General features: G+C 74.4%; 12 protein-coding genes and 1 tRNA gene. 7 read left to right on the forward strand and 6 right to left on the reverse strand.

The window, feature by feature from the left end:
- Nucleotides 1-4: 4 nt before the first annotated feature.
- Nucleotides 5-78: transfer RNA gene (locus ACFVVU_RS13150), tRNA-Met, on the forward strand.
- A 357-nt stretch (nt 79-435) separates the two neighbouring features.
- Nucleotides 436-2,406: a sel1 repeat family protein gene (locus ACFVVU_RS13155; RefSeq protein WP_387789775.1), complete on the forward strand. Its 1,971-nt coding sequence runs from the start codon at nt 436-438 to the stop codon at nt 2,404-2,406.
- 112 nt (nt 2,407-2,518) lie between these two features.
- On the opposite strand, the gene ACFVVU_RS13160 is transcribed toward ACFVVU_RS13155, so the two are convergent.
- Nucleotides 2,519-2,941, reverse strand: a complete 423-nt coding sequence (locus tag ACFVVU_RS13160; RefSeq protein WP_380689156.1) for a Fur family transcriptional regulator — start codon at nt 2,939-2,941, stop codon at nt 2,519-2,521.
- 105 nt (nt 2,942-3,046) lie between these two features.
- Here ACFVVU_RS13160 and ACFVVU_RS13165 point away from each other — a divergent pair, with 105 nt between their 5' ends.
- On the forward strand, nt 3,047-4,525 hold the full coding sequence (locus ACFVVU_RS13165; protein WP_380689158.1) for a catalase: 1,479 nt from the start codon (nt 3,047-3,049) through the stop codon (nt 4,523-4,525).
- 139 nt (nt 4,526-4,664) lie between these two features.
- Here the strand turns inward: ACFVVU_RS13165 and hisN are convergent, their stop codons facing one another.
- The 5 genes from hisN to ACFVVU_RS13190 form a co-directional block, all read right to left on the reverse strand.
- Nucleotides 4,665-5,462: a histidinol-phosphatase gene (gene hisN / locus ACFVVU_RS13170; RefSeq protein WP_380687016.1), complete on the reverse strand. Its 798-nt coding sequence runs from the start codon at nt 5,460-5,462 to the stop codon at nt 4,665-4,667.
- A gap of 27 nt (nt 5,463-5,489) precedes the next feature.
- Nucleotides 5,490-5,813 carry a DMT family transporter gene (locus tag ACFVVU_RS13175; RefSeq protein WP_380687014.1) on the reverse strand — a complete coding sequence of 108 codons (324 nt, stop codon included), beginning with the start codon at nt 5,811-5,813 and terminating at the stop codon, nt 5,490-5,492.
- A gap of 114 nt (nt 5,814-5,927) precedes the next feature.
- Nucleotides 5,928-6,983, reverse strand: a complete 1,056-nt coding sequence (gene rsgA, locus ACFVVU_RS13180) for a ribosome small subunit-dependent GTPase A (RefSeq protein WP_387789778.1) — start codon at nt 6,981-6,983, stop codon at nt 5,928-5,930.
- A 16-nt stretch (nt 6,984-6,999) separates the two neighbouring features.
- On the reverse strand, nt 7,000-8,331 hold the full coding sequence (gene aroA / locus ACFVVU_RS13185) for a 3-phosphoshikimate 1-carboxyvinyltransferase (RefSeq protein WP_380687010.1): 1,332 nt from the start codon (nt 8,329-8,331) through the stop codon (nt 7,000-7,002).
- A gap of 79 nt (nt 8,332-8,410) precedes the next feature.
- A complete protein-coding gene (locus ACFVVU_RS13190) occupies nt 8,411-9,127 on the reverse strand; it encodes a M50 family metallopeptidase (RefSeq protein WP_380687008.1) in 717 nt (238 codons plus the stop codon).
- A 134-nt stretch (nt 9,128-9,261) separates the two neighbouring features.
- Here ACFVVU_RS13190 and ACFVVU_RS13195 point away from each other — a divergent pair, with 134 nt between their 5' ends.
- The 4 genes from ACFVVU_RS13195 to rsrA all read left to right on the forward strand — a co-directional run bounded on the left by ACFVVU_RS13195 (nt 9,262) and on the right by rsrA (nt 12,067).
- Nucleotides 9,262-10,020 (forward strand): SOS response-associated peptidase, encoded by a 759-nt coding sequence (locus ACFVVU_RS13195; RefSeq protein ID WP_387789781.1) that lies wholly within the window; start codon nt 9,262-9,264, stop codon nt 10,018-10,020.
- Between the two features lie 36 nt (nt 10,021-10,056).
- Nucleotides 10,057-10,716 carry an alpha/beta family hydrolase gene (locus ACFVVU_RS13200; protein WP_387789783.1) on the forward strand — a complete coding sequence of 220 codons (660 nt, stop codon included), beginning with the start codon at nt 10,057-10,059 and terminating at the stop codon, nt 10,714-10,716.
- Nucleotides 10,717-10,955: 239 nt separating this feature from the next.
- The gene (locus tag ACFVVU_RS13205; RefSeq protein WP_355364035.1) at nt 10,956-11,699 is read left to right on the forward strand and encodes a sigma-70 family RNA polymerase sigma factor; all 744 of its coding nucleotides are present in this window, start codon (nt 10,956-10,958) and stop codon (nt 11,697-11,699) included.
- Nucleotides 11,696-12,067, forward strand: a complete 372-nt coding sequence (rsrA, locus tag ACFVVU_RS13210; RefSeq protein WP_355363828.1) for a mycothiol system anti-sigma-R factor — start codon at nt 11,696-11,698, stop codon at nt 12,065-12,067. Before ACFVVU_RS13205 ends, rsrA begins: the two co-directional genes overlap by 4 nt.
- Nucleotides 12,068-12,115 lie beyond the last annotated feature (48 nt).

Consider the following 12,115-nt stretch of genomic DNA (forward strand, 5'->3'; position numbering starts at 1 on the left):
CCGACGCGGGGTGGAGCAGCTCGGTAGCTCGCTGGGCTCATAACCCAGAGGTCGCAGGTTCAAATCCTGTCCCCGCTACTCAGTAGCCCGGAGGCCCGGAGGATTCTTCCTCCGGGCCTCCGGCGTTTGCGCGCGCGGACGGGCCGGGGCGCTCCGGTACCATCGAGCGTCGCCAAGGACGACGGCAGCGGGGTTTGTGGGGGCCAAGTGTCGGGAAATCGACAAAGCGCCGAAGCAATTTCGTCGGCTTCGGGTCCGCTCCGCCGAAATCGGCCGGGGCAGGTGTACGCGGGTTGCGGGTGATGCGACGATGGGACACACGGGGGACGCTGCCCGGTTGCTGACCGGCCGTCGGGTCCGCGCGCTCCCCGTGGGGTCCCTCCGGCCCCGGGCCGGAGGACGGCGCCGCGACACTCGGGGGGAGTGGGAGTCGGCATGAGGCTGATCGGCAGGAACGGGGCAGGGGCGAAGCCGGCGGCGACCACCGAGGCGGACACCGAGGCCTGGGCGGAGAGTCCCGAACGGCAGCCCGGCGCCCTGCCCGCCCAGCGCACCAGCGGCCTGGCCGAGCGCCGCCCCGCGGGCGGCTGGGGCCCGGACTCCCTGGTGCACGTCCCGGCCGGCGGCCTCGCCGCCGCCCTGGGCCCGCGCGGCGCACCGGCCGACGCCCCCGCCGTCGCTGGCGTCGAGGGCGACACCGGCTTCGACTCGGCGAGCTTCGAGACCGCGCTCGCCGCCCGCGAGCAGGCCGCCCTGGAGTCCCGGCACCGGCGCGCCGCCGACGACGGCGACCCGGACGCCGCCGCCCGCCTCGGCACCCTGCTGCTGCGCCGCGGCGACCTGGAGGACGCCGAACCGTACCTGCGCGCCGCGGCCGCCGCCGGGCTGCGCGCCGCCGCCAACAACCTCGGCGTGCTGCTGCACCAGCGCGGCCACCGGGCCGAGGCCGCCCAGTGGTGGCGGCAGGCGGCGGTGGCCGGCAGCGCGCCCGCCGCCCACGCGCTCGGCCTGCAACTGCGCGACCAGGGCGAGGAGGAGGCCGCCGAGTACTGGCTGCACTTCGCCGCCGACCACGGCCACCCGCTGGGCGCCTACGCGCTCGGCGACCTCATGGAGCACCGCCGGGACGTGCGCGCCGAGCGCTGGTTCAAGGTGTCCGCGGACGCCGGGCACCGGGAGGCCGCCTACCGGCTGGCCCGGATGCGCGAGGCGGCCGGGGACAAGGAGACCGCCGAGGCCTGGTACCGGATCGCGGCCGCCCGCAGCCACGCCCGCGCCGCGCTGCGCCTGGGTGTGCTGCTGGAGGACCGGGCCGGCGGCGAGCAGTCGCTGCTGGACGAGGCGGCCCGCTGGTACCGGCAGTCGGCGCAGAACGGCGAGCCGCGGGCCGCGTGCGCGCTGGGCTACCTGCTGCGCGACGGCGGGGACCTCGTCGCGGCCGCCGAGTGGTGGCAGGAGGCCGCCGAGGCCGGGGACGGCAACGCGGCCAACGCCTTGGGCGCGCTGCACGCCTCGCGCGGCGAGGCCGCCCGGGCGGAGCACTGGTACCGCAGCGCACTGGAGGCCGGCGACCAGAACGGCGCGTTCAACCTGGGCCTGCTGTGCGCGGGGGCGGGCCGGGCCCAGCAGGCCGAGCAGTGGTACCGGCGGGCCGCGTACGCCGGGCACCGGGAGGCGTGCAACGCGCTGGCCGTGGTGCTGCTGCAGCGCGGCGACGAGTCGGGCGCCGAGCCGTGGTTCTCCAAGGCCGCCGAGGCGGGCAGCGTGGACGGCGCGTTCAACCTGGGCGTGCTGCACGCCGGGCGCGGGGAGCACCGGCAGGCGCAGGAGTGGTACGCGCGCGCCGCGGCGGAGGGGCACGGCGAGGCGGCGCTGCAGCTGGCGGTGGTGCAGGAGCAGCGCGGCAACGCGGCGGGCGCGCTGGAGCGCTACCGGCAGGCGGCGGCGGGCGGTTCGGTGGAGGGCGCGTTCCGGTTGGCCTCGGTGCTGGACCGGCGCGGGGAAGCGGACGCGGAGGCCGAGCACTGGTACGCGCTGGCGGCGGACGCCGGGCACCGCCGGGCGCAGGTGCGGATGGGCGTGCGGGCGGCCGAGCGGGGCGCGCCGGAGATCGCGGAGAGCTGGTACCGGCGGGCCGCGGAGGCGGGCAGCCGCAGCGCGGCGTTCAACCTGGGGCTGCTGCTGGCCCGGCAGGACCGCGAGGCCGAGGCGATGCTCTGGTACACCCGGGCGGCGGACGCCGGGCACGGGCGGGCGGCGCTGCGCCTGGCGCTGCTGGCGCTGCGCCGGGGCGAGCCGGTGCTGGCGGAGGGCTGGTGCCGGCGGGCCGCGGACTACGGTCCGGCGGAGGTGGCCGAGCGGGCGGGCCGGCTGTTGGGCGCGCTGCACGCGGAGCTGAGCGCGTAGCCGGGCGCGCGGCCGGACCCGGGGGCTGGTGCGGAGGCGTGTGCTCCGGCGGGGGCGCCGTGCGCGCGGGGGCGGTCAAGGGCACGGCGGTGGTTCGGGGTGCGGCCGTGCTTCAGTGCGTGGCGGCGGAGCAGTCCGGACACAGGCCGCGGTAGGTGATCTCGGCGCCGGAGACGGTGAAGCCGAACCGCTCGGCGGCGGGCAGCGCGGCCAGCGGGTCGCCCTGCGGGTGGACGTCGCGGATGGCGCCGCAGCCGTAGCAGACCAGGTGCTGGTGCGCGTGGTGGGCGTTGGGGTCGTAGCGCTTGGCGCGGCCGTCGGTGGCGACCTCCAACACCTCGCCCAGGCCGACGAGTTCGCCGAGGGTGTTGTACACGGTGGCCCGGCTGATCTCGGGCAGCCGCTCGACCGCGCGGGCGTGCACCTCGTCGGCGGTCAGGTGGACGTGCTCGCCGTCGAGGACCTCGGCCACGACCCGGCGCTGCGAAGTCAGCCGCCATCCACGTCCGCGCAGTCTCTCCAGCAGGTCACTCATGGACTCAGGGTAAGTGACACTCCGAGTTTGGTTCCAGTGTTGACTTAGACAAAGTCCAAGTTAGGATCGGTTCGTCACGACCTGATCACGCGGAGGCCCCCTCACATGACTACCCAGGACGAGCTGCGCCCCACCCTCACCACGGAGGCGGGTGCCCCCGTCGCCGACAACCAGAACACCGAGACCGCCGGTGTCGGCGGTCCGGCGCTGATCCAGGACCAGCAGCTGTTCGAGAAGCTCGCGCACTTCAACCGCGAGCGCATCCCGGAGCGCGTGGTGCACGCCCGCGGCGCCGGCGCCTACGGCACCTTCACGGTGACCGCGGACGTCACCGCGTACACCCGGGCCGCCTTCCTCTCCGAGGTCGGCAAGCAGACCGAGACCTTCCTGCGCTTCTCCACCGTCGCCGGCAACCTCGGCGCGGCGGACGCGGTGCGCGACCCGCGCGGCTTCGCGCTGAAGTTCTACACCGAGGAGGGCAACTACGACCTCGTCGGCAACAACACCCCGGTGTTCTTCATCAAGGACGCCAGCAAGTTCCCCGACTTCATCCACACCCAGAAGCGGGACCCGTACACCGGCTCGCAGGAGGCGGACAACGTCTGGGACTTCTGGGGCCTGTCGCCCGAGGCCACCCACCAGGTGACCTGGCTGTTCGGCGACCGCGGCATCCCGGCCTCGTACCGGCACATGGACGGCTTCGGCTCGCACACCTACCAGTGGCAGAACGAGGCCGGCGAGTACTTCTGGGTGAAGTACCACTTCAAGACCGACCAGGGCGTCAAGAGCCTCACCCAGGACGAGGCCAACAAGCTCGCCGGCGAGGACCCGGACAGCCACCAGCGCGACCTGCGCGAGGCCATCGAGCGCGGCGAGTTCCCGACCTGGACGGTCAGCGTCCAGATCATGCCGGCGACGGATGCGGCGAACTACCGCTTCAACCCGTTCGACCTGACCAAGGTCTGGCCGCACGCCGACTACCCGCTGGTCGAGTTCGGCAAGCTGGAGCTGAACCGCAACCCCGACAACATCTTCGCCGAGGTCGAGCAGTCGATATTCTCGCCGTCGCACTTCGTGCCCGGCATCGGCCCGTCCCCGGACAAGATGCTGCAGGGCCGCCTGTTCGCCTACGCGGACGCCCACCGCTACCGCGTCGGCGTCAACGCCGACCACCTGCCGGTGAACCGCCCGCACGCCACCGAGGCGCTCACCAACCACCGGGACGGCCACCTGTACGACGGCCGTCACGGGCGCCGCAAGAACTACGAGCCGAACAGCTTCGGCGGTCCGGTGCAGACCGGCCGCCCGCTGTGGGCGCCGCTGCCGGTCGACGGCGCCACCGGCAACCACGAGGCCCCCTCGCACGCCGAGGACAACGACTTCGTGCAGGCCGGCAACCTCTACCGGCTGATGGGCGAGGACGAGAAGCAGCGGCTGATCGGCAACCTGTCCGGCTTCATCGCCAAGGTCTCCGCGGACCGCGAGGACATCGTCGAGCGGGCGGTGGGCAACTTCCGCAAGGCCGACGCCGACTTCGGTCAGCGGCTGGAGACGGCGGTGCGGGAGCTGCGCAAGCAGCGCTGACGCACCCCGGCGCGGGGCCCGGTGAGGGGCCCCGCCGAGCGGCGGGCCCCGAGTGCCGAAGGAGAACCGGCACCCGGGGCCCGCACCATGTGATGGGGATTCCTCGAAGAGTCCCCATGCACGTCGAACGCCAAAAAGGTCAGACGCTCAGGCGGCGCAGCGCCTCCTCGTGGAGCAGGCCGTTGGAGGCGACGGCGTCGGCGCCGCCCGGGCCCGGGATGCCGTCCAGGCCGGTGAAGCGCCCGCCGGCCTCCTCGACGATGACGCAGTTCGCCGCCATGTCCCAGAGCGACAGCTCCGGCTCGGCGGCGATGTCCACCGCGCCCTCGGCGACCATCATGTACGACCAGAAGTCGCCGTAGGCGCGGGTGCGCCAGCAGGCCCGGGTGAGGTCGAGGAACGGGTCGAGGCGGCCGCGCTCCTCCCAGCCGGTGAGCGAGGAGTAGGAGAAGGACGCGTCCTCGATCCGCGAGACGCCGGAGACGTGGATCCGGCTCGCCTTGGCGAGGCTGCGGCCGGCGAAGGCGCCGAGGTCCTTGGCCGCCCACCAGCGGCGGTTCAGCGCCGGGGCGGAGACGATGCCGACGACGGGGCGCTCCACGCCGTCCGGGCCGTCCTCCAGCAGCGCGACCAGGGTGGCCCAGACCGGGACGCCGCGGATGTAGTTCTTGGTGCCGTCGATCGGGTCGATCACCCAGCGGCGCGGGCCGGAGCCCTGCAGGCCGAACTCCTCGCCGAGCACCGCGTCGCGCGGGCGGGCCCGCTGCAGGACGCCGCGCACCATCTCCTCGGCGGCCTTGTCGGCGTCGCTGACGGGGGTCAGGTCGGGCTTGGTCTCGATCCGCAGGTCGAGCGCGCGGAAGCGGTCCAGGGTGACCGAGTCGGCCGAGTCGGCGAGGACATGGGCGAGTCGGAGGTCGTCGTGGTAGTCGGCCATGGTCGAAACCCTAGCGTTCCGCCTCCGTCAGTGCGCGGATCCGCTGAGCTGGAGGCCGATGACCCCGGTGATGACCAGGGAGATCGAGACGAGTTTGAGCACCGAGGTGGACTCGTCGAGGAAGATCATGCCGTAGATGGCGGTGCCGGCCGCGCCGATGCCGGTCCACACCGCGTAGGCGGGGCCGACCGGGAGGGTCTTCAGGGAGAGGGTCAGCAGGCCGAAGCTGCCGAGGGCGAAGACGCAGAAGCTGATGGTGGGCCAGAGCTTGGTGAAGCCCTCGCTGAGCTTGAGGTTGATCGCGAAGCCGGTCTCCAGGAAACCGGCCAGGATCACCAGGGCCCATGCCATCGCGTGCTCTCCCTGTCGGTCGGCCGGCCGGGCCGTGATCCGGCCCGACTTTCCTATGATCACCGGGAGAGGGCGCCGTGACACCTCGAATGCGGAAACCGCCGGCGCCGGCCGTCAGTCGCCCTCGCGGGCCTCCTTGCTGGCCAGCAGGCGGCGCAGCGAGTAGAGCCGGGCGGGGTCGGCGTGCCCGTCGGCCACCCAGGCGTCCAGCGCGCAGTCCGGCTCGTCGTGGCTGCACGCGCGCGGGCAGTCCTCGGTGCCGGGCTCCAGGTCGGGGAAGGCGTGGATGACCCGGGACGGGTCGATGTGGGACAGGCCGAAGGAGCGGAAGCCGGGCGTGTCGATCACCCAGCCCGCGTCCAGGGCCTTCTTCGAGCCGGGCTTGGCGCCGGGCGGCGGCGGCAGTCGCAGCGCGAGCGCGGAGACGGTGGTGTGCCGGCCGCGGCCGGTGACGGCGTTGACCCGGCCGGTGGTCCGCTGCCGCTCCGGGACGAGGGCGTTGACCAGGGTGGTCTTGCCGACGCCGGAGTGGCCGATGAACACGGTGCGCAGACCGCGCAGGTGCGCGCGGACGGCCTCGGCGCCGGTGGTCTCCAGCTCGTCGCGGCGGGTGACGACGTACTGGATGCCCAGCGGCGCGTAGGACTCCAGCAGCGGTCCGGCCGGGGCCAGGTCGGCCTTGGTGAGGACGAGCAGCGGCTCCATGCCCGCGTCGTAGGCGGCGACCAGGCAGCGGTCGATCAGCCGGGGCCGCGGCTCGGGGTCGGCCAGCGCGGTGACGATGGCGAGCTGCTCGGCGTTGGCGACGACGATCCGCTCGTAGGGGTCGTCGTCGTCCGCGGTGCGCCGCAGCACCGAGGTGCGCTCCTCGACCCGGACGATCCGGGCCAGGGTGTCGGCGTCCCCGGAGAGGTCGCCGACCAGGGAGACGGTGTCGCCGACGACCACGCCCTTGCGGCCCAGCTCGCGGGCCTTCATGGCGACGACCTCGTGCTCCTGCCTGGTGCCCGGGTCGACCAGGCAGGTCAGCCGGCCGCGGTCGACGGTGAGCACCATCGCCTCGGCGGCGTCCTCGTGCTTGGGCCGGATCCGGGTCCGCGGCCGGGAACCCCGGCGCGCGGGGCGGTTGCGGATGTCGTCCTCGTCGGCGTCCTTGCCGTAGCGGCGCATGTGCCCAGTCCCCCGCTCAGCCGCCCGCCACCGGTCCGGCGAGCAATTCGTCCCACATGGCGGGGAAGTCCGGCAGGGTCTTGGCAGTGGTGGCCACGTTCTCCACCTGGACGCCGGGCACGGCGAGGCCGATCACCGCGGCGGCGGTGGCCAGCCGGTGGTCCTCGTAGGTGTGGAAGACGCCGCCGGTGAGCTTGCGCGGGCGGATCCGCAGGCCGTCCTCGGTCTCGCTGACGTCACCGCCGAGGCCGTTGATCTCCTTGGCGAGGGCGGCCAGCCGGTCGGTCTCGTGCAGCCGCAGGTGGGCGATGCCGTAGAGGTGGGACTCGGAGTCGGCGAGGGCGGCGACCGCGGCGATCACCGGGGTGAGCTCGCCGACGTCGTGCAGGTCGGCCTCGATGCCGTGGATCCGGCCGGTGCCGGTGAAGCGCAGGCCCTCGTCGGTGAAGGCGCAGCCGCCGCCCATCCGGGTGTAGAGGTCGCGCAGCTGGTCGCCGGGCTGGGTGGTGTGCTTCGGCCAGTCGCGGACGGTGACCCGGCCGCCGGAGACCAGGGCGGCGGCGAAGAACGGCGCGGCGTTGGAAAGGTCGGGCTCGACGACCAGGTCGCGGCCGAGCAGGGCGCCGGGGGTGACCCGCCAGACGTCCTTCTCCCCGCCGTCCTCGGGGGCGTCGACCTGGACGCCGGCCAGGCGCAGCATGTCGACGGTCATCCGGATGTGCGGCAGCGAGGGGACCGGGCCGCCGACGTGCCGGACCTCGACGCCGTTGTTGTAGCGGGCGCCGGAGAGCAGCAGCGCGGAGACGAACTGGGAGGAGGCGGAGGCGTCGAGCTCGACGGTGCCGCCGTCGAGGGCGCCGGTGCCGTGCACGGTGAGCGGGAAGGTGCCGCGACCGCCGTCCTCGATCCGGGCGCCGAGCGCGCGCAGGGCGTCGATGACGCCGTGCTGGGGGCGCTCGTGGCTGCGCGGGTCGCCGTCGAAGTGGACCGGGCCGTCGGCGAGGACGGCGAGCGGGGGCAGGAAGCGCATGACCGTGCCGGCGTTGCCGACGTCGACCGAGGCGGGGCCTCGCAGCGCGGGGGCGGGGATGACCCGCCAGGCCTCGCCGCCGCCGGTGCCGCCGGTGTCGTTGTTGACCTGCTCCTCGATGGTGACGCCGAGGGCGCGCAGGCCGTCGGCCATCAGCTGGGAGTCGCGGCTGCGCAGCGGGCGGCGCACCCAGCCGGGACCGTCGGCGAGTGCCGCCAGCAGCAGGGCGCGGTTGGTGACCGACTTGGAGCCGGGGATGGTGACGGTGGCGTCCACGGGGGTGGTCGCGACGGGGGCGGGCCACAGGGTCTCGGTCATGGGCCAAGTCTAGGGGCCGTACGGGAACCGTCCGGTGACCCGAGGGGGTGGTCGGCCGGCTCCGGGCGGCCCCGGCCGGTCACAGCGGGCTCAGCAGCCAGCTCGCGCCGAGGGCGAGGCAGACCAGGGCGGTGGTCAGGAAGAGCGTGATCCAGGCGAGGCCGGGGACGCCGGTGAGGCGGGCGAGCTGGTCGGCGTCGGAGTCCTGGCCCTCGCCGTGCCGGCGCTGGCGCTGGAGTTCGAGGACCGGGCGCACGGCGCCGAACAGCAGGAACCAGGTGCCGAGGTAGGCGAAGCCGGCCTGGACCCCGGGGGAGCCGAACCAGGAGACCAGGAAGAAGGCGCCGCCGGTGAGCAGCACGCTGAACAGGCCGTAGGCGTTGCGGATCCGCACGAGCAGGGCGAGCAGCAGGGCGATGGCGAGCCAGAGCAGCAGGGTGATCCGGTCGGCGGCGAGCAGGGCGGCGCAGCCGAGGCCGAGCAGGGCCGGGGTGGTGTACCCGGCGGCGAGGGTGAGCAGCATGCCGGGGCCGGTGGCGCGGCCGTAGGAGAGGGTGAGGCCGGAGGTGTCGGAGTGCAGCCGGATGCCGGCGAGCCGGCGGCCGGTGGCGCGGGCGGCGAGGCCGTGGCCGCCCTCGTGGGCGATGGTGACGGCGCCCCGGGCGATCCGCCACAGCGGGCGGGCGAGGACGGTGAGCAGGGCGGCGGCGCCGGTGGCGAGGGCGAGCCAGCCGGGCGGGTCGGGCTGGGTGCCGGTGACGGCGGTCCACAGCTCGTCGAGGGTCCTGGCGTCCATGGTTCTCCTCCGCCTCGGTTCGGCCGCTTCCTGCGCACGGCAGCCTGCCACGGGGAGGACGGCGGGCCGGGGGCGGGTGGTTCTGCGGGCGGGCGGGGGCACGGGGGCGGGCGGGGCCGTGGCAAGCTGACGGTATGTGTGGTCGCTTCGCCGCGAGTACCCGGCCCGAGTCCGTCGTCGAGATGTTCGGCGTCGAGCAGTGGGACCCGGCCGAGACGCTGGACCCGAGCTGGAACGTCGCGCCGACGCAGAGCGCCTTCGTGATTCTGGAGCGCCTGGCGAAGGGGGCGCCCGCGCCGGTGCGCCAGCTGCGGGTGCTGCGCTGGGGGCTGGTGCCGCAGTGGGCCGGCTCGCCGGAGGCGGCGGTGAAGATGATCAACGCCCGGGCGGACACGGTGCACGAGAAGCCGTCGTACCGGCAGGCGTTCGCCGCGCGCCGCTGCGTCGTGCCGGTGGACGGCTACTACGAGTGGCAGACCGTGCCGGGGGAGCGGGGCCGGGCGCGCAAGAAGCCGTTCTTCGTCTCCCGGGCGGACGGCGCTCCGCTGGCGCTGGCGGGCCTGTACGAGTTCTGGCGCAACCGGGCGGTGCCCCCGGACCACCCGGAGGGCTGGCTGGTGACGTTCACGATCGTGACGACCGAGGCCGAGGAGCTGCTGGCGCCGATCCACGAGCGGATGCCGCTGTTCCTGGACCCGGGGTCGTTCGACGCCTGGCTGGACCCGCGGCTGGACGACGGCGGGTCCGAGGAACTGCGGCGGCTGCTGGTACCGCCGCCGCCGGGCGCGCTGCGGGTGACGCCGGTGTCGCCGGACGTCGGCAGCATCCGCAACGACCACGCCGGGCTGACCGCGCCGTACACCGAGACCGAGTACGAGACCACCCTGTTCTGACGACCGCCGTCGCGCACCACCGAGAGGAACACCGCCGTGACCGCCGCGAAATCGGCCCCCGTGACCACCGAGTCGGTGACCACGCCCGCCGGGGAGGCCCGGATCACCCTGCACCCGGCGTCCGCGCCACGGGCGGTGCTGGCCCTGGGGCACGGCGCTGGCGGCGGGATCGAGGCCCGCGACCTGGCCGCGCTGGCCGCCGCCCTGCCGGCCCGCGGGGTGTCGGTGGCGCTGGTCGAGCAGCCCTGGCGGGTGGCGGGGAAGAAGGTGGCGCCGGCGCCGAAGACCCTGGACGCGGGCTGGGAGACGGTGGCCGGGCGGCTGGCCGGGGCGGGTCTGCCGCTGCTGGTGGGCGGGCGCAGCGCCGGGGCGCGGGTGGCCTGCCGGACCGGGGCGCGGAGCGGGGCGGTGGGCGTGGTGGCGCTGGCGTTCCCGCTGCACCCGCCGGGCCGGCCGGAGCGCAGCCGGGCCGAGGAACTGCTGGGGTCGGGGCTGCCGACGCTGGTGGTGCAGGGGGCGGCGGATCCGTTCGGCGGGCCCGCGGAGTTCCCGGAGCTGCCGGACTCGCACGAGCTGGTGGCGCTGCCGGTCGGCAACCACGGGTTCGAGGTGCCGAAGCGGGCGGCGGTGGGGCAGCGGGAGCTGCTGGACCTGATCGTCTCGGCGGTCGGTGACTGGGTGCTGCGGGTGGTGTGAGACCGGTCACCGGGGCCCGGGAATGCGGGCGGGACCCGCGTGGTTGTGACGGTCGTCAGTTGGCGTCCCGGTGGAAGGCAGGGCAGATGCGTTCGATCGCGTGCCCCGAGCGGCCGGACGAGCGCGAGGCCTTCGCGCTGTCCTGGCCGGAGTGGCCGGCGGCGGGCGAGAAGCCCGTCGGCCCGATATCCTCGCTTTCGGGACGGCCCGCGGTGGGCCGTGTCCGTCATGCCGAGGAGGTGGGTCCGGTCGTCGGGACCGAGCACGAGGCCGAGCCGGGCCGGGGCCCGGAGGAGGGCCGGCCCGCGGGCGAGGCGCTCACCGGTGAGGAGCTGGCCGAGGCGATCGGTGAGGACACCTTCCGGGTGTCGGCGGAGGAGAGCGAGGAGGCCCGGCGGGAGCGCTTCGAGCGTGACGCCCTGGGCTACCTGGACCCGATGTACTCGGCCGCCCTGCGGATGACCCGCAACCCGGCCGACGCGGAGGACCTCCTGCAGGAGGCGTTCGCGAAGGCGTACGCGTCGTTCCACCAGTTCCGCGAGGGCACCAACCTCAAGGCGTGGCTGTACCGCATCCTCACCAACACCTTCATCAACTCGTACCGCAAGAAGCAGCGGGAGCCGCAGCGCACCGCCGCCGAGGAGATCGAGGACTGGCAGCTGGCCCGGGCCGAGTCGCACATGTCGACGGGTCTGCGCTCGGCGGAGACCCAGGCGCTGGACCACCTCCCGGACAGCGATGTGAAGGACGCCCTCCAGGCCATTCCGGAGGAGTTCCGCATCGCCGTCTATCTCGCGGACGTCGAGGGCTTTGCGTACAAGGAGATCGCGGACATCATGGGTACTCCCATCGGTACGGTGATGTCCCGGCTGCACCGCGGCCGCCGTCAGTTGCGCGGCATGCTGGAGGATTACGCCCGCGAGCGCGGGCTGGTCCCGGCCGGCAGCGGGGCAGGGCAGGAAGCGAAGGGCTCGGGCTCATGAGCTGCGGCGATCCGCACGACACCGAGTGTGGCGAGGTCCTCGACCACCTCTACGAATTCCTCGACAACGAGATGGCCGAGGGCGACTGCGTCAAGCTGCGCGTGCACTTCGAGGAGTGCTCGCCCTGCCTGAAGCAGTACGGGCTGGAGCAGGCGATCAAGGCGCTGATCAAGCGTTCCTGCGGCTGCGACGACACCCCGGCCGACCTGCGCGGCAAGGTGCTGGCCCGGATCGACTCGATCCGGGCGGGGCAGCGGTCGGGCGAGGCGGTGGTGGTCGCGGTCGAGACGACGGTCGAGGTGCACGCCGAGTCCGCCGGTGAGCCGGCCGGTCCGGGCCGCGCCGCGGAGGCGGCGGCCGGGACCTGAGGCGTGGCGGACGGCGCACGCCGGACGATGCGGATGTGAGCGGCCCCG

Origin of the sequence: Kitasatospora sp. NPDC057965, from assembly GCF_042887135.1 — a bacterium.
In the GTDB taxonomy this organism is placed as follows: domain Bacteria; phylum Actinomycetota; class Actinomycetes; order Streptomycetales; family Streptomycetaceae; genus Kitasatospora.